Genomic DNA, 16077 nt, shown 5'->3' on the forward strand with positions numbered 1-16077 from the left:
GTGCGCCCTCGACTGCTGCTGGTGGGGGCAGGTGCACCTGGCGGCATGAGGAAAACCGAGCCGCAGCCTGAGCCAGTCCCGGTCTCCATTCCGCTCGTCGTGCTCGATGTGCGCGAGGACGGCACCGTGACCGTCACCGTCGACGGGAAACGGCTGAACCCCGACCCTTTCGCGCCGCCGTGGCGACGATCCTCGTTCGGGCAGATCATCGACCGCGCCACGAACGACCGGACGACACCGGCCCGGGTCGAGGTCCGCGAAGCGGACGGCACGACCTTCACCGACATCATCGCCGCCCGCCGTCGGCGTTCCCGCCCCGAGCCCGAACCGGAGGTGCCGGCCGGGCCGGTGTTCCACACCGTCGAGGGCGAGGGGTTCGTTCCCGGCGAGGACGTGGCGGTGGCCGTCGTCACCGGGCACACCGACGCCGCCCACACCGGCACCGCGCGCGCCCTCATCGACCCGGCCGGAGTCAGCGTCGACCAGGCCGGCGGGGTCATCGAGGTCATCCTGTTCGGCCGCGTCTCCGGCACCACGATCATCCGGCGAGTGCCGTGAACGAGCAGGGCCGGCAGACCGGCTCGTTCGGGGACGAGCTGACCAACGCCGCCATGATCGGGCTGGTCCTCCTGTTCGGCGTCGCGCTGATCCTGCGCGCCGCTGGATCGGTGGCCGCGTTCCTGACCGGCACGCCCCAGCCGTCCGGCGATCCCGCCTCCGGGGTCGGAGTGCTGTTCCGCCCCGGCGACCCCGGCGCGGCGCTCGACGCGGACGGCCTGAACCCGGTCGTCTACTGGATCGTCGCCGGACTGCTGCTCGCCAGCCTCGTCACCGGCGGGCTATGGGCGTGGCTGCGGCTGCGCCGCCACACCCACCGGATCGAAACCGACCCACGCCGCATGGCCGGGATCGCCACCCGGCACGAGGTCGCCGCCGCCGCGTCAGACAAGGCGCTGCTGCGCCGCGCGGGAAACCTGCGCCCCGGTCTGGCTGATCCGAAGCCGGCGGATGTGGGCTACCGGCTCGGCACCTCCAAGGGCACCGGCGTGTGGGCGTCGGTGGAGGACTCGATCATGGTCATCGGCCCGCCCCGCTCCGGGAAGGGTCTGCATCTGGTGATCCCGGCGATCCTCGATGCCCCCGGCGCCGTCGTCGTCACCTCGACCAGGCCGGACAACCTCACCGCGACCATGCGCTCCCGCAGAAGGATCGGCCCCGTCGCGATCTTCGACCCGCAACATTTGGCCGAGGGTCTGCCCGCCGGTCTGCGCTGGTCACCGATCCGGGGCTGCGAGTCACCGCAGACGGCGATGATCCGCGCCACCGGGCTCGCTGCCGGCACCGGCCTGTCCGCGGGCGGTGTCGACGGCGGGGGCTTTTGGGAGGGCAAGACACGGGCGGCGCTCCAAGCCCTGCTGCACGCGGCAGCGATCGACCACCGGCCACCCGCCGAGCTGTTCCGATGGACTCTCGATCCGACCGCGGCCGCTGACGCGGTGGCGATCCTGACCGGCTCCACTCAGGCCGCTACCGGATGGGCCGAGTCGCTGGAAGCGATGATCGACTCCGACCCCCGCACCCGCGACTCGATCTGGCAGGGCGTCTCCCTCGCCCTTGGCTCCCTCGCGGACCCGCGCGTGCTCGACGCCGTATCACCCGGCCCCGGCGAGGGCTTCGACCCCGAAGCATTCATCCGCGACCGCGGCACGTTGTTCCTGCTGGCAACCGGGTCCGGTGCGGGAGCCAGCGCCGCGCTGGTCGCCGCGCTCGTGGAAGACCTCATCGAGACCGCCCGCCGCCTGGCCGCACGATCGCCCGGCGCCCGGCTCGATCCGCCGATGCTGCTGGCCCTGGACGAGATAGCCAACCTCTCGCCGTTGCCGTCGCTGCCGACGCTGATGGCCGAAGGCGGCGGGTCCGGGATCACGACAATGCCGGTGCTCCAATCGCTCGCGCAGGCGCGGGACAAGTGGAACGAGCACCAGGCGAACGCGATCTGGGACGCCTCGATCGTCAAGGTCATCCTCGGCGGCGCATCCAACAGCCGGGACCTGCAAGACCTGAGCGCCTTGGTCGGCGAACGCGACGAATACACCGACTCCGTGACGCTGGGCGACCACGGCACCCGCTCCAACCAGCGGTCCGTTCGCCGGGTGCCGATCTTCCCGCCCGACCGCATCCGCCGGCTCCCGTTCGCGACCGGGATCGTGCTGCTGCGCTCCGCGCCACCGATCGTCACCGACCTGCACCCCTGGCCCAAGCGCCCCGACGCCAGCCAGCTCACCGCCGACCGCGCCGAGATCGAAGCCCTGCTGCGCCGCGCCGACACCTGAACGCCGGTCGCGGCAAGGAGCACCTGCCCGCCACAACGGCCTGGCACGAACCGGCGCCGGAGAGCAGACAGGAGCACAGCATGTCCGACGAACCCCGCGGCGACGCCACGACGAACGACGTTCCCGACTCGGATGTGGACGAGATGGACGACGACGGCTACGACGAGCCGTTGATCGCCGAGCCGCCACACCCGATCAACTGGAACCTGCTGAGTGCCGAGGACGCCGAGGCCGAGTGGTTGGAGCTCAACCGCTGGGTGGACTGGCTGCGCCACACCTACGGGCTCCCCGCCTCCGTGATCCCGCCCGCCTGGCACATGCACCCCGAGCTGCTGTGGGAGCTGAGCGCGCTGCACCTGCACTGGCTCTGCGCCTACGACCCCGACCAGAACGGCAGCGCCCCGCTCGGCTGGCACCGCGACTTCGCCGACGCCCGCCAGCGGCTCCGCGAATGGGTCGCCGCCTGCGGCACCCGACTCGACCACGACCGCCCCACCAGGCAGACCATCTGGCCCGGCGAGGAACCCGCCGACCCGATCGAGGACATCCCGATCACCGACCGCGACGCCGAGTTCGTGGAGTTCGTCATGGCCGACGTCCAGGCCCGCCGCGAGGCCGAGGAAGCCTTCTACCGCGACCTCGACCCGGACACCGGAGAAGTCTCGTGAGCTCCTGCATCGAAACGAAAGAAGGCGCCGAGGTCGCCGACCTCCGTGAGAGAGGCAAGGACCTCGGCGCTTCCTTCCTGCCGCTGTCGAGCGATCAGGCCGACTCGATCAGGGCTGCTCTGATCGAGTCCATCGGTACTGCTCGTGAGGAACGAAACGCGGAGCGATCTTGATGCGGTTCGGGTCGAACTTGCCGCCCAACCGCGGTGCCTTGACCACGCGAATGTCCAGCAAGAGCTTGACGATCCGTCGCTTCTCCAACAGGTCCAGCCGCTCCCACGCGCTCTCGATGTCCTCGGCCTGCAACAGCCGAAGCACGTCGTCGTCGGAGACCGGAGGCACCGTCGCCTTCGCCGCCTGCTCAATCTCCGGGTTCAGACGCCGCTCGATGCTCGACAGCATCGTGAGACTGATCCTGCCTGCGGCGTATTCCTCGGCGGCCTCGTCGAGCCGCTGGCGAAGCCGCGCGACCTGAGCCTCGGCTTCCTGGACGCGCTCCTGCCAGTTCTCGCTTGGCCCGGCGATCACCGCCAAGCTCTCAGGCTTCGAGAGCCAGCCCAGCAGGGCGCCAACCACGTAAGCATCAGTGCGAGGGATGTCGATGCTGATCCTCCGACATCCGACAGTCGGGCAGGCGTAGTTGTCGCGGCGCGTCCCGTCCTTACGCGGCACCATCCCATGCAGACGGACCAGCGGCCCCGAGCAGTAGCCGCACTTCGCGATGAACGACAGCAGCCACTTCGGATGGCTGTGGTTGTCCTCCTCGACGTACCGGGTACGGCGTGCTCGATCTTCGAGCACCCGGTTGACCTGCTCCCAGCGGTCACGAGGGATGATCGCCGGCCAGTCCGCCTCACCGATCACCTTGCCCTGATACTTCCGCAGGCCGGCGATCGTCGGGCTCCTGAGCATCTGCCGCAGCGTCGAGTTCATCCAGCCGCGCGAGTGGTCAGAGGTCGGCTTCATCGGAGTCGGAACACCGGCCTTGTTCAGTCGGGTGACGATCGCGTTCATCGGAACGCCACTCAGAATCTCGTCCACGGCGTTGACGATGATCGCGGCCTTCTCCGGGTCGATTTCCTGACGGAGAAGCACCCCGGTGTGCTCGTCATAAACGCGGCGGTAGCCGAACGGAAGACGACCGTGTGGCCTGCCCTGCTGCGCGTGCAGGCGCACCGTGCGGAGCTGTCGCTCCCGGATCACCGCGGCGTCCTTCTCGGCGGTCAGGAACTCCAAACCCATCATGAACGCATCGTCGCTCCGGGCGAAGTCATAGACCCGTCCCTTCGTCAGATACAGCACCCCGGCCTCCTGGCAGGCGGCGCGGAGCTGGACGTAGGCCAACAGCTCGCGGCCTGCACGCGACGGCTCCCAGGTCACGAAGGCGTCGTACTGCTTCGACGCGATCAGGCGCAGGGCTTCCTCGAAACCCTCGCGCTCGCGGGTGCGCCACTGCGAAGCGGAGCGGTTGGCGTCGGTGATGACCTTGCCAACGTGCCACGTCTGCTGATCGCACCAGGAGCGGCAGTCCGTCTCTTGATCGTCGGTGGATCGCATGAGGTACTGGCGATCCATCGAGGCTCGGGTGTAGATGAGAGCGTTGACCTCATCATCGGTCGGTCGGGTGAGTGTTTGCGTTTTCATGGCGATCAGGTGCTCCGTGCTGTACGGGGTTCCTGATTGCTGGACGAGCCCACGAACGATCTCGACACCGACATGCTCGCGGCCATGGAGGATCTGCTGGACACGTGGCCGGGCACGCTCCTGGTCGTCTCGCACGACCGGTACTTCCTCGAGCGCGTCACCGATCAGCAGTACGCGATCCTCGGCGGGCACCTGCGCCACCTGCCCGGGGGCGTCGACGAGTACCTGCGCCTGCGCGCGCTCGAGGAGCGCGAGGGGTCGTCGACGGGGCCCGGGTCGACGGGTGCTGCACCGGAACCCGGCCTGTCCGGTGCGCAGCTGCGTGCCGCGCAGAAGGAGATGGCGGCGCTGGAGCGGCGGCTGGAGAGGCTCGAGGGATCGATCGACGCCGCGCGCACGGGGCTGGCCGACCACGATCAGTCGGACTACGTCGGGCTGGGCGAGGAGATGGCGAAGATCACGGCGATGGAGGCCGAGCGCGACGACATCGAGCAGAAGTGGTTCGCCCTCACGGAGCAGGTGGGCTGACCGGAGCCGCGTCGAACCCGAGGCTCAGTTTGCGCAGCAACCCGGCGAGGCGGTCGCGGTCGGTGCGCGAGAGGGAATCGAGCAGGAGCGCCTCCGCGTCGACGAGCCGGGTGATGGCGGCGTCGACCCGGGTGCGCCCGTCGTCGGTGAGGGTGACGAGGATGCTGCGCCCGTCCGCCGGGTCGGACTCGCGATGCACGAGCCGGCGACCGACCAGCCGGTCGATGCGATTGGTCATCGTGCCGCTGGAGACGAGTGTCTGCTGCAGCAGCTGCTTGGGGCTGAGCTGGAAGGGCTCGCCCGCGCGGCGCAGCGCCGACAGCACATCCCACTCCCACGGTTCCAGCTCGCTGCGCCGGAATGCCTCGCGGCGAGCACGGTCCAGGTGGCGGGAGAGCCGATCGACGCGAGACAGCACCTCGAGGGGGGAGAAGTCCAGGTCGGGGCGCTGGACGCCCCACGCGCCGACGATGCGATCGACTTCGTCGGCGGCGGTGGTCATCGTTCCATTATCACCGGTCTTCTCGCCGCGCCACGAGATCCGTCACGCGCTCTCGCGGACGATGAGCTTCGTGGGGAGGATCATGGTCCGAGGCTCTCCGCCGGCGATCGCCTCCAGGAGCAGGCTCACCATGTGCTCGCTGAGCTCCCGCCATGGCTGGCGCATCGTGGTCAGGGGTGGATCGTGCTCCTCGGCGAGTCCGGAGTCGTCGAAGCCCGCCACCGCGATGTCGTCGGGCACGCGCAATCCCTCCTTCTTCAGCGTCGCCACCGCACCGGCGGCCATGAGGTCGGATGCGGCGAAGACGGCGTCGATGTCGCGCGTGCGCCCGAGCAGCGTCGACATCGCCACGGCGCCGGATTCTCGTGTGTAGTCGCCGGCGACGACGAGATCGGGATCGAACAGGTCGTCCATCTCGCTCCGGAATCCGCGCAGGCGGTAGCGCCCGCCGGGGGTGTCGTCGGGACCCGCGATCATCGCGATGCGGCGGTACCCTCGGGAGAGGAGGTAGCGCGTCATCTCGCGCGCCGATCCCTCCTCGTCCACGGCGACGGCCGGAAGGTTGCCGGCGAGCCCCAGCGGGTCGCCCGAGCACACGACCGGTACTCCGGCCGCGCGCAGGGAGCCGACGAGCGGGTCCTGCTCGTGCGAGGAGATCAGGAGGACGCCGTCGACGTGGCCGGCGCTCACGAACGAGGCGATGTTAGCGCGCTCCTGGGGTGTGCCGGCCACGAGCAGGACGAGGGTCATCGATCTCTGGGTGAGAGCTTCGGCCGCCCCGCGCAGCAGCAGGGCGTAGGTGGGGTCGGAGAAGAGGAGGTGCTGCGGCTCGGTGAGGAGGAACGCGAGTGAGTTGGCACGCCCTGTCGCCAAGCTCCGGGCGTGGTGGTTCGCCGTGTAGCCCGTCTCGGCGATGGCCCTCTCGACCGCGTCGCGCGCCTCGGGGGAGACCCAGTGGCCGCCGTTGATCACCCGCGACACCGTGCCGCGAGAGACCCCTGCCGTCGCAGCGACGTCGCGGATCGTCGGCTTGCGCATCGAGATCGGTGCCGTGTCCACGATTCCAGACTCTACTCTGGGACCGGTCACAGTCCGGTAACGGATCGCGGTCGGTCTTGACGGATCCCGCGGGTGCGGGGTGATACTGGGACCGGTCACAGTCGCCGGATCGATTCCCGGCAGCCGACGCGCGCGCTTCGGCCACGCGCTTCGGCAGACAGCATCGGTGACCGAGACGCGACGGAGGGTCATGGCGGGCGACATCGAGTGGCCGAAAGTGGACGGCATCGCCTACGGCGGTGATTACTCGCCCGAGCAGTGGCCGCGCGAGATCTGGCACGAGGACGTCGCGCTCATGCGCACCGCCGGCGTGAATCTCGTCAGCATCGGCATCTTCTCGTGGGCGCTGCTGGAGACATCCGAGGGGGTCTTCGACTTCGCCTGGCTCGACGACGTCATCGACCTGCTGCACGAAAACGGGATCCGCGTCGACCTGGGAACCCCGACCGCGGCACCGCCGGCGTGGTTCTACGCCGCCCATCCCGATGCTCGCGTCGTCACGCGGGACGGTGTCACCCTCACGCACGGCTCCCGGGGCATGGCCTCGCACTCGGCGCCGGCCTACCGTGAGGCGATCGTGCGGATCACCGACGCGCTGGCGGAGCGTTACGCGAACCACCCGGCCGTCGTCATGTGGCACGTCCACAACGAGTACGGCACGCCCGTCGGGGAGGACTACTCGGCGCACGCCGTCGCCGCGTTCCGTGTGTGGCTGCAGGAGCGCTACGGTTCCCTCGCCGCCCTGAACGCCGCCTGGGGGACCGCCTTCTGGGGCCAGTGGTACCACGCCTGGGAGGAGATCTCCGCCCCGGCGGCATCCGCATCCGTCGTCAACCCGGCCCAGCGGCTCGACTACGCCCGGTTCACCGACGACCAGCTGCGCGAATGCTTCATCCTCGAGCGCGACACCATCCGGCGGCACGCCACCCAGCCGGTCACGACCAACTTCATGGCCAACCAGAGCTGGACCACCGACCTGTGGGCGTGGGCGCGCGAGGTCGACATCGTCGCCGACGATCACTACCTCTGGGCAGCCGACCGCGAGGGCGAGATCGGACTCGCGATGGCGGCGGACCTGACCCGCTCGGTCGGCGCAGGTGCGCCGTGGATCCTCATGGAGCACTCCACCTCCGCCGTCAACTGGCAGCCGCGCAACGTCGCCAAGCGCCGCGGCGAGATGGCCCGCAACTCCCTCGCCCACCTCGGGCGCGGTGCCGACGCGATCCTCTTCTTCCAGTGGCGTGCCTCCCGTGGCGGTGCTGAGAAGTTCCACTCCGCGATGCTTCCCCACGCCGGCACGACTTCCCGGGTCTGGCGCGAAGTGACCGAACTGGGGGCGAGGCTGGCTCGACTCGGCGAGGTGCGCGGCTCGCGGGTGCGAGCCGACGTGGCGATCCTGTGGGACTTCGAGTCGTTCTGGGCGCAGGACCTCGAATGGCGGCCGTCGGTCGATGTGCGGCATGCCGAGCGCATCCGGCAGTTCTACGAGCAGTGCTGGAAGGACAACATCACCGTGGACTTCGCCCTCCCGGGCCACGACCTCGGCGGCTACCGGCTCGTCATCGCCCCGGCGCAGTACCTGCTGCGCGCGAGCGACGCCGACAATCTCACCCGCTACGTCGCCGCGGGGGGCACCCTCGTCTGGTCCTTCTTCTCGGGCATCGTCGACGAGAACGACGCCGTGCACGAGGGCGGATACGCCGCTCCGCTGCACGAGGTGCTGGGGCTGCAGATCGAAGAGTTCCTTCCGCTCCGGGAGGACGAGACGTGCCGCCTCGCCTGGAACGACGGACGCGACGGCCAGCTCGGCGCCGACGTCTGGCAGGACGCCGTGATCCCCACGACCGCCGAGGTCGTCGCCCGGTACCTCGATGGTCCCGCCGAGGGCGGCGCGGCCCTCACGCGCAATGCGCATGGCGACGGCGTGGCGTGGTATCTCAGCACCCGCCTCGACGCCGACGCGCTCGCCGCGGTCATGTCCGAGGTGTATCGCGACGCCGGCATCGAACGGAGCGACCTGCCCGATGGCGTCGAAGTGGTCACGCGTCACGGCGACGACGCCGACTACCTCGTGGCCGTCAATCACCGTGACGTCCCCGTGACCGTGCCGGCCACGGGACGCGAGATGCTCTCGGACACCGACGTCGAGTCGGCACTGACGCTGGCCGCCGGCGGCATCGCCGTCGTCCGCACTCCCACCGCCCACCGAACCCACAACTGAACAGCACCGACAACTGAAGATCCGGAGCAACGGCTCCACATCCGGTCGTGAAGACGCGATCCCCACCGGGACGACGACGACCCCGAGAAAGGAATTCACATGCGCAAGTCATGGATCACGGGTGCTTTCGCCCTCACCGCCACCGCCGCCCTGCTGGCCGGTTGCAGCGGGGGCGGAGACGCCACCACCGACGATGACGGCGGAGATGCCGTCGACGCCTCCGGCGTGGAGCTGACCGTCTGGGTGGACGAGAATCGCGAGCCCGCCGTCGCTGCGGCCGCCGAGCAGTTCGAGACCGACACCGGCGCGACCGTCACGCTGGTGCAGAAGGACTTCGCCGACCTGCGCGCAGATTTCCTCGCGCAGGTCCCCACCGGTGAGGGTCCGGACATGACCATCGGAGCTCACGACTGGCTGGGCGAGTTCGTCGCCTCGGGCGTCGTCAACACGCTCGACCTCGGCGAGAAGGCGTCGGAGTTCGAGCCGGTCGCCCTCGAGGCGATGACCTACGACGGTCAGCTCTACGCTCTGCCCTACTCGCTGGAGACCGTTGCTCTGATCCAGAACACCGAACTCGTCGGCGAGGAGGCTCCCGCGACCTGGGAGGACATGATCGCGGCGGGTGAGGAGTCCGGCGCGGAGCGCCCCTTCGTCATCAACACCGAGGGTCAGACCGGCGACGGCTACACGATGTACGGCTTCCAGACCTCCTTCGGCGCCCCCGTCTTCGTGCAGGACGAGTCGGGCTCGTACACCAGCGAGGTCGGGATGGCCGGCCCCGAAGGCGAGGCTTTCGCGCAGTGGCTGAGCGAGAACGGCGAGGACGGTGCCGGATACCTGTCGACGACGATCGACTACGACATCAACAACGAGCTGTTCAATTCCGGCGAAGCCGCGTACACCGTGCAGGGCCCGTGGGCGATCGCCTCGTTCCCCGATGTCGACGTCGCCGTCAACCCGATCCCGTCGGCCGGTGGCGAGCCCGCTGCTCCCTTCGTGGGCGTGCAGGGCTTCTACCTGAGCTCGCAGAGCGAGAACGCGCTGATCGCGCAGGAGTTCCTCGTCAACTACATCGCCACCGAGGAGGCGCAGCGCGCACTCTACGAGGCGGACCCGCGCATCCCGGCCTGGTCCACGGTGGCCGAAGAGGTCTCTTCGGACCCGATCATCGCGGGCTTCCTGGCCTCGTCGCAGAACGGCGTGCCGATGCCCTCGATCCCCGAGATGGGGTCGGTGTGGGAGTACTGGAACGCGGCTGAGGCGCAGATCATCGCCGGCGCGGACCCGGTGTCCACGTGGAACACGATGATCGAGGATCTCAACGCCACACTCGGCGGCTGATCCCCGTCGGTGGTGGGGTCGGTGACAGCCGATCCCACCACCGGTCGATTCCACAAGAGGCTCCGTCACGAGGAGGACGAGGATGTCGGTGCACCAACAGACGGGGGAGGCCGCCCCGCCCCAGGAGGAACAGCCGGACAAGCGGCCGCGCGACGCGCACGCACGGCGCTGGAACGGCCGGGGCTGGGGCTTCATCGTGAAGCTCGTCGTGATGATGATCGTCAACGCCGCGGGTCTCGCGGCGATCATCTCGGCGCTGCGGGTGGAGTCGTGGGTGATCCTGGCGGTGCTGGTCGTGCTCCTGGTCGCAGCGGACGTCGTGTACTTCTGGAAGCGCGCCATGCCGCTGAAGTACCTGCTGCCCGGGCTCGTCTTCCTCTTCGCCTTCCAGATCTTCATCTTCGGCTACACCGCCTACATCGCCTTCACGAACTACGGCACCGGCCACAACGTCACGCAGGATCAGGCGGTCGAGGCCGCCCTGATCCAGGGCGAGCGCCGGGTGGAGGGCTCGCCGACCTATCGGCTGGCTGTGGTCGAGCGCGGGCTCGGCGAGATCGGCTTCGCGATCAACGACGGCGGCGAGGTCCTCGTCGGCAGCGAGCTCGAGCCGCTCTCGGACACCGGAGCGACCGTCGCGGCCGGCGCTCCCACCGAAGTACCCGGCTGGACCCCCGTCGACCGATCGCGCCTGCTCAGCGACCAGGACCTGCAGCAGACCGTGGTCGATCTGCGTGTGCCGGTCTCCGACGATCCGAACGACGGCGCCATCCGCTCCCGCGACGGATCGAGCGGCGCGGTGTACCAATCGACCCTCGTGTGGGATGAACAGGCGCAGACCATCACCGACACGACGACGGGCACGGTCTACGACGCGACCGATGAGGGCAGCTTCGTCGCCGCCGACGGCAGCAGCCTTCCCACCGGGTGGTACGTCAACGTCGGACTCGACAACTTCCTCGAGCTCTTCACCGATCCCCGCCTCCTCGAGGCCCTGTCGATCGTGTTCGTGTGGACGCTCGTGTTCGCCACCCTCTCGGTCGTCCTCCCGTTCGGGCTCGGCCTGCTCTTCGCCCTCATCTACAACGATCCCCGGGTGCGGGGGCGCCGCGTGCTGCGCGCGATCTTCATCCTCCCGTACGCGTTCCCGATGTTCATGTCCGCGCTCGTGTATCGCGGCATGTTCAATGCGGAGTTCGGCATCATCAACGATCTGTTCTTCTTCGGCGCCGACATCAACTGGCTGGGCGACCCGTGGCTCGCCAAGATCGCGCTGCTGTGGCTGAACGTCTGGCTGAGCTATCCCTACTGGCTGCTGGTGTGCACGGGGGCGCTCCAGTCCATTCCGTCGGACGCCATCGAGGCCGCCGAGATCGACGGTGCCGGCAAGGTCCGCCGGTTCCGGTCGATCATCTTCCCGCTGCTGCTGGTCTCCACCGCGCCGCTGGCCATCTCGTCCTTCGCCGTCGGGTTCAACAACCTGCCGCTGGTCTACCTCTTCAACGAGGGTGGTCCATCCATTCCCGGAGCTCCGTATGCGCTCGGCAGCACGGACATCCTCATCACCGCGATCTACAGCATCTCGGGCGTCTCCGGCGGCGCCGCCGACTTCGGTCTCGCGAGCGCGCTGGCGATCGTCGTGTTCGTCCTCGTCGGGATCATCGCCGCGATCGCCTTCCGACAGACCCGCCGACTGGAGGAGTTCCAGTGATGTCCGAGAACCGTGTGATGCCCGAGGGGACCGTCCGCACCCGGACGGAGACCGAGTCGCTGATCGCCGTCGACCCGAGCCGCCGCGCGGTCCGTCGCAGGCGGTGGTTCGTCGACGTGGGCTGGAAGTACCTCTTCGCCCTCGTCGTCATCTTCTACGCGATCTTCCCGCTGCTGTACGCGCTGTCGGCGTCGCTCAATCCGCGGGGCAGCCTCTCCGCCGCGACCGCCCTGTTCAGCGAGTTCACGCTCGACAACTACCTCGCGCTGGGCGAGACGCGCTACTGGACGTGGATGGTGAACAGCCTCACCATCTCGGTGGCCGTCGCGATCGGATCGGTGCTCATGGGTGCGGCGGCGGCGTATGCGTTCTCGCGGTTCCGCTTCACGGGACGGCGCGTGAGCCTGTCCGCGCTCCTCATCATCCAGATGTTCCCGCAGGCGCTCGCCTTCATCGCGATCTTCCTGATGCTGCTCGCGATCGGCGAAGTCGTGCCCGCGCTCGGGCTCAACACCAAGCTCGGCCTGATCTGCGTCTACTTCGGCGGCGCGCTCGGCGCGAACACCTTCCTCATGTACGGGTTCTTCAACACCGTTCCGGTGTCGATCGACGAGTCGGCGAAGATCGACGGCGCCACCCACGCGCAGATCTACTGGCGTCTGATCTTCCCCCTCGTGGTCCCCGTTCTGGCGGTGGTCGCGATGCTCAGCTTCGTCGCCACCTTCAACGAGTTCGTCATCGCGCGTCTGGTGCTCAGCTCGCAGGACGAGTGGACGCTGGCCGTCGGGATGTACGGGTGGGTCTCCGACCTGCTGCAGTCCAACTGGGGACTGTTCACCGCCGGTGCGATCGTCGGGGCGATTCCGATCGTCGCCCTGGTGATCGCCCTGCAGCGCTGGATCGTCGGGGGCCTCACCTCGGGGGCGGTCAAGGGCTGAGCACCCGGCGGTTCCCCAGCGGAAAGGCTGGCAGACTGGGGGAGCGGCCCGAGACGGCCGCGGTCCGCCGTGGTGTAATGGCAGCACGACAGCCTTTGGAGCTGTGAGGTCTAGGTTCGAGTCCTGGCGGCGGAGCATGGTGAACACCGACACATCCCTGGCCGTCATCGTCCTCGCCGCCGGCCAGGGCACGCGGATGAGGTCGGCGACACCCAAGGTTCTGCACCGCATCGGCGGCCGCTCTCTCGTGGGCCACGTGCTCGCCACCGCGCAGGCCCTGCAGCCCGCGCGCGTGGTGACGGTGGTGCGCCACGAGCGGGACCTCGTCGCCGCCGAGATCGCCGAACAGGCCCCGGACGCGATCGTGGTCGACCAGGACGACGTGCCGGGCACGGGGCGCGCCGTCGAGGTCGCCCTCGACGCCCTCGCCGACTTCGACGGCGACGTCGTGGTCCTCAGCGGCGATGTTCCGCTGCTGCAGTCGGACACGCTCGCGGCGCTGGTCGCCGCCCACCGCGAGCGCGCCGCGGGGGTCACCGTCATGAGCGCGCTCCTCGATGACGCGACCGGATACGGTCGCGTCATCCGTGACGCGTCCGGCGACGTGCTGCGCATCGTCGAGCAGAAGGACGCCTCCGACGCCGAGTGCGGCGTCGGTGAGATCAACGCCGGCGTGTACGTGTTCCGCATCGACGCGCTGCGGGTGCACCTGGCCGAGATCGGCACCGACAACGCCCAGGGGGAGAAGTACCTCACCGACGTGATCGCCCTCGCCCGGGCCGCGCAGCGGCCGGTGGGCGCGGCGGTCGCGCCCGACACCGCGGCGGCGCTGGGGGTCAACGACCGTGTTCAGCTGTCGGAGGCCGCCCGTGCCCTCAACGCCCGCACCGTCCGGCGCTGGCAGCTCGAGGGCGTCACCGTGCTCGATCCTGCGACCACGTGGATCGACGTTGACGTCACGCTCGCCCCGGATGTCACCCTGCTCCCCGGAACGCAGGTGCTCCGTGCCACGACCGTGGGGGAGGGTGCGACCATCGGTCCCGACACCAGCCTCGTCGGCTGCGAGGTCGGTGCGGGCGCTACCGTGACCCGTACCGATGCGACGTTCGCCATCATCGGCGAGCGCGCGACCGTCGGACCGTTCGCGTACCTGCGGCCCGGCGCGGAGCTGGGTCGCAGCGGGAAGATCGGCACGTTCGTCGAGGTCAAGAACTCCACGATCGGCTCGGGCAGCAAGGTGCCGCACCTGTCGTACATCGGCGACACCGAGATCGGCGATCGCGTCAACCTCGGTGCGGGTGCGATCACCGCCAACTACGACGACCTCGCCAAGCACCGCACCGTCATCGGCGATGACGTGCACAGCGGCTCGCACAACGTCTTCGTCGCCCCCGTTAGAATCGGTGACGGCGCGAAGACCGGCGCGGGAGCCGTCATTCGCAAGGACGTGCCCTCGGGTGCCCTGGCGTTGAGCGTCGCCCCTCAGCGCAACGTCGAGGGGTGGGTCGAGAAGAACAGAGCGGGTACTGCGGCGGCGGAGGCGGCGGCGAGGTCCCGGTCGACACAGAAGGCGGACGATGGCGCGTAAGAAGAAGACGGTCGAGCTCGATCGGGAGCACGAGGTCGCACCCGGACTGGTCGCCAAGACCAAGAAGCGCCTGGTGGTGGCATCCGGCCGTTCTCACCACACGCTCGCCGAAGATGTGGCCACGGCCCTCGGCACCCAGCTGGTGCCCACCGAGTACCGCACCTTCGCCTCGGGGGAGATCCTGACCCGGTTCGAAGTCTCGATCCGCGGCTGCGACGTCTTCCTGGTGCAGTCCTTCGGTCCTCCGGTGAACGAGTGGATCATGGAGCTGCTCATCATGCTGGATGCGGCCAAGCGCGCATCCGCCAAGCGCATCACCGTCGTCGCGCCCTACTACCCGTATTCGCGCCAGGACAAGAAGGGACGCGGACGCGAGCCGATCAGCGGTCGCCTGGTCGCCGATCTGCTGAAGACCGCCGGCGCCGATCGCGTGATGAGCGTCGACCTCCACGCCGCCCAGATCCAGGGCTTCTTCGACGGCCCGGTCGACCATCTCTTCGCCAAGCCCGTGCTGCTGGAGTACTTCGAGCAGAACCTGTCGGGCGTCGATCGCTCGCAGCTCACCGTCGTCTCGCCCGACACCGGGCGCGTGCGCGTCGCGGACACCTGGTCGGACAGCCTCGGGGCGCCGTTGGCGATCATCCACAAGCGCCGCGACCCGAATGTCGCGAACCAGGTGACCGTCAACGAGATCGTCGGCGATGTCGAGGGGCGCGTGTGCCTGCTGGTCGACGACATGATCGACACCGGCGGCACGATCGTGAAGGCGGCCGAGGCGCTGAAGGCGAACGGAGCGCTCCGCGTGATCGTCGCGGCGACCCACGCGATCTTCAGCGACCCCGCGACGCAGCGGCTGCAGAGCGAGGCGATCGACGAGGTCGTCGTCACCGACACCGTGCCCATCCCCGACGACCGGCGCTTCCCGACGCTGACGGTGCTCCCCATCGCGCCGCTGCTGGCGCGGGCGATCCACGAGGTCTTCGAGGACGGCTCGGTCACGAGCATGTTCAACGGTGCCGCCTGAGCGCGATTCCCACAGGCCATTCATAGGCCGGCCAGACGCCGCGCCGTGGTGTCGCTGTCAGGGTGGAACCACGCCGCTCGATCCCCAGGAGATCTCATGACCGTCCGTGCCGTCACCCCCGTCCGTGTCACCGCCGCGAGCATCGGCGTGGTCGGCGCCGCCCTTCTGGCCGGTTGCTCGAGCGCGGGTGCCGACGCTGCGGGCTCCTCCGGAAGCGCCGCCCCCTACACCGACGGCACCTACACCGCCGAGGGATCCTATGCCACACCGGAGTCGGTGGAGGTGGTGACGGTCACCGTGACCCTGGAGGACGACGTCATCACGGCCGTCGAGGTGGTCGGCGACCCCACCAACGCCGAGTCGGAGCGCTACCAGTCCGAGTTCGTCGGCGGCATCGCCGCCGAGGTCGTCGGCAAGGACATCGACGACGTCTCGGTGACCCGGGTGGCCGGCTCGTCGCTGACCAGCGGCGGCTTCACGCAGGCCCTCGACCAGATCAAGGCCGACGCGGCGGCGTGAG

At 69.2% G+C, this 16077-nt stretch carries 13 protein-coding genes, 1 tRNA gene and 1 pseudogene; 12 read left to right on the forward strand and 3 right to left on the reverse strand.

Annotated features, from left to right (window positions below):
• The first annotated feature begins 45 nt into the window (after nucleotides 1-45).
• The 3 genes from IM777_RS05725 to IM777_RS05735 all read left to right on the forward strand — a co-directional run bounded on the left by IM777_RS05725 (nucleotide 46) and on the right by IM777_RS05735 (nucleotide 3001).
• Nucleotides 46-558 (forward strand): hypothetical protein, encoded by a 513-nt coding sequence (locus IM777_RS05725; protein WP_194384929.1) that lies wholly within the window; start codon nucleotides 46-48, stop codon nucleotides 556-558.
• Nucleotides 559-611: 53 nt separating this feature from the next.
• Nucleotides 612-2333 carry a type IV secretory system conjugative DNA transfer family protein gene (locus IM777_RS05730; protein WP_194385463.1) on the forward strand — a complete coding sequence of 574 codons (1722 nt, stop codon included), beginning with the start codon at nucleotides 612-614 and terminating at the stop codon, nucleotides 2331-2333.
• A gap of 80 nt (nucleotides 2334-2413) precedes the next feature.
• The gene (locus IM777_RS05735) at nucleotides 2414-3001 is read left to right on the forward strand and encodes a hypothetical protein (RefSeq protein ID WP_194384930.1); all 588 of its coding nucleotides are present in this window, start codon (nucleotides 2414-2416) and stop codon (nucleotides 2999-3001) included.
• A 108-nt stretch (nucleotides 3002-3109) separates the two neighbouring features.
• On the opposite strand, the gene IM777_RS05740 is transcribed toward IM777_RS05735, so the two are convergent.
• A complete protein-coding gene (locus IM777_RS05740) occupies nucleotides 3110-4645 on the reverse strand; it encodes a recombinase family protein (RefSeq protein ID WP_228481058.1) in 1536 nt (511 codons plus the stop codon).
• Between the two features lie 36 nt (nucleotides 4646-4681).
• On the opposite strand from IM777_RS05740, the pseudogene IM777_RS05745 reads away from it, so the two are divergent.
• A pseudogene (locus IM777_RS05745) lies at nucleotides 4682-5173 on the forward strand (ABC transporter ATP-binding protein); the annotation flags it as partial.
• Here IM777_RS05745 and IM777_RS05750 read toward each other — a convergent pair.
• Nucleotides 5154-5675, reverse strand: coding sequence for a MarR family winged helix-turn-helix transcriptional regulator (locus IM777_RS05750; protein ID WP_071042833.1), 522 nt, complete (start codon nucleotides 5673-5675; stop codon nucleotides 5154-5156). The pseudogene IM777_RS05745 and the gene IM777_RS05750 overlap by 20 nt on opposite strands.
• 42 nt (nucleotides 5676-5717) lie before the next feature.
• Nucleotides 5718-6713, reverse strand: coding sequence for a LacI family DNA-binding transcriptional regulator (locus IM777_RS05755; protein WP_071043344.1), 996 nt, complete (start codon nucleotides 6711-6713; stop codon nucleotides 5718-5720).
• A gap of 211 nt (nucleotides 6714-6924) precedes the next feature.
• On the opposite strand from IM777_RS05755, the gene IM777_RS05760 reads away from it, so the two are divergent.
• From IM777_RS05760 to IM777_RS05795, 8 genes are all read left to right on the forward strand, one after another.
• Nucleotides 6925-8955: a beta-galactosidase gene (locus IM777_RS05760; protein WP_194385464.1), complete on the forward strand. Its 2031-nt coding sequence runs from the start codon at nucleotides 6925-6927 to the stop codon at nucleotides 8953-8955.
• 99 nt (nucleotides 8956-9054) lie between these two features.
• Nucleotides 9055-10296: a sugar ABC transporter substrate-binding protein gene (locus IM777_RS05765; RefSeq protein WP_071042835.1), complete on the forward strand. Its 1242-nt coding sequence runs from the start codon at nucleotides 9055-9057 to the stop codon at nucleotides 10294-10296.
• An 82-nt stretch (nucleotides 10297-10378) separates the two neighbouring features.
• Nucleotides 10379-12007 carry an ABC transporter permease subunit gene (locus IM777_RS05770; RefSeq protein WP_194384932.1) on the forward strand — a complete coding sequence of 543 codons (1629 nt, stop codon included), beginning with the start codon at nucleotides 10379-10381 and terminating at the stop codon, nucleotides 12005-12007.
• Nucleotides 12007-12945: a sugar ABC transporter permease gene (locus IM777_RS05775; protein ID WP_228480971.1), complete on the forward strand. Its 939-nt coding sequence runs from the start codon at nucleotides 12007-12009 to the stop codon at nucleotides 12943-12945. Before IM777_RS05770 ends, IM777_RS05775 begins: the two co-directional genes overlap by 1 nt.
• 63 nt (nucleotides 12946-13008) lie before the next feature.
• A tRNA-Gln gene (locus IM777_RS05780) sits at nucleotides 13009-13080 on the forward strand.
• Nucleotide 13081: 1 nt separating this feature from the next.
• The gene (gene glmU / locus IM777_RS05785) at nucleotides 13082-14533 is read left to right on the forward strand and encodes a bifunctional UDP-N-acetylglucosamine diphosphorylase/glucosamine-1-phosphate N-acetyltransferase GlmU (RefSeq protein ID WP_194384933.1); all 1452 of its coding nucleotides are present in this window, start codon (nucleotides 13082-13084) and stop codon (nucleotides 14531-14533) included.
• Nucleotides 14523-15557 (forward strand): ribose-phosphate diphosphokinase, encoded by a 1035-nt coding sequence (locus IM777_RS05790; RefSeq protein ID WP_194384934.1) that lies wholly within the window; start codon nucleotides 14523-14525, stop codon nucleotides 15555-15557. Before glmU ends, IM777_RS05790 begins: the two co-directional genes overlap by 11 nt.
• 96 nt (nucleotides 15558-15653) lie before the next feature.
• Nucleotides 15654-16076 (forward strand): hypothetical protein, encoded by a 423-nt coding sequence (locus IM777_RS05795; protein ID WP_194384935.1) that lies wholly within the window; start codon nucleotides 15654-15656, stop codon nucleotides 16074-16076.
• Nucleotide 16077 lies beyond the last annotated feature (1 nt).

Source organism: Microbacterium luteum, assembly GCF_015277875.1.
Classification (GTDB): Bacteria; Actinomycetota; Actinomycetes; order Actinomycetales; family Microbacteriaceae; genus Microbacterium; species Microbacterium luteum.

Coding starts and splice junctions, on each gene's coding strand:
- IM777_RS05725 (WP_194384929.1), top strand. CDS start 46: ATGAGGAAAACCGAGCCGCAGCCTGAGCCAGTCCCGGTCTCCATTCCG.
- IM777_RS05730 (WP_194385463.1), top strand. CDS start 612: ATGATCGGGCTGGTCCTCCTGTTCGGCGTCGCGCTGATCCTGCGCGCC.
- IM777_RS05735 (WP_194384930.1), top strand. CDS start 2,414: ATGTCCGACGAACCCCGCGGCGACGCCACGACGAACGACGTTCCCGAC.
- IM777_RS05740 (WP_228481058.1), bottom strand. CDS start 4,645: ATGAAAACGCAAACACTCACCCGACCGACCGATGATGAGGTCAACGCT.
- IM777_RS05750 (WP_071042833.1), bottom strand. CDS start 5,675: ATGACCACCGCCGCCGACGAAGTCGATCGCATCGTCGGCGCGTGGGGC.
- IM777_RS05755 (WP_071043344.1), bottom strand. CDS start 6,713: ATGCGCAAGCCGACGATCCGCGACGTCGCTGCGACGGCAGGGGTCTCT.
- IM777_RS05760 (WP_194385464.1), top strand. CDS start 6,925: ATGGCGGGCGACATCGAGTGGCCGAAAGTGGACGGCATCGCCTACGGC.
- IM777_RS05765 (WP_071042835.1), top strand. CDS start 9,055: ATGCGCAAGTCATGGATCACGGGTGCTTTCGCCCTCACCGCCACCGCC.
- IM777_RS05770 (WP_194384932.1), top strand. CDS start 10,379: ATGTCGGTGCACCAACAGACGGGGGAGGCCGCCCCGCCCCAGGAGGAA.
- IM777_RS05775 (WP_228480971.1), top strand. CDS start 12,007: ATGTCCGAGAACCGTGTGATGCCCGAGGGGACCGTCCGCACCCGGACG.
- glmU (WP_194384933.1), top strand. CDS start 13,082: ATGGTGAACACCGACACATCCCTGGCCGTCATCGTCCTCGCCGCCGGC.
- IM777_RS05790 (WP_194384934.1), top strand. CDS start 14,523: ATGGCGCGTAAGAAGAAGACGGTCGAGCTCGATCGGGAGCACGAGGTC.
- IM777_RS05795 (WP_194384935.1), top strand. CDS start 15,654: ATGACCGTCCGTGCCGTCACCCCCGTCCGTGTCACCGCCGCGAGCATC.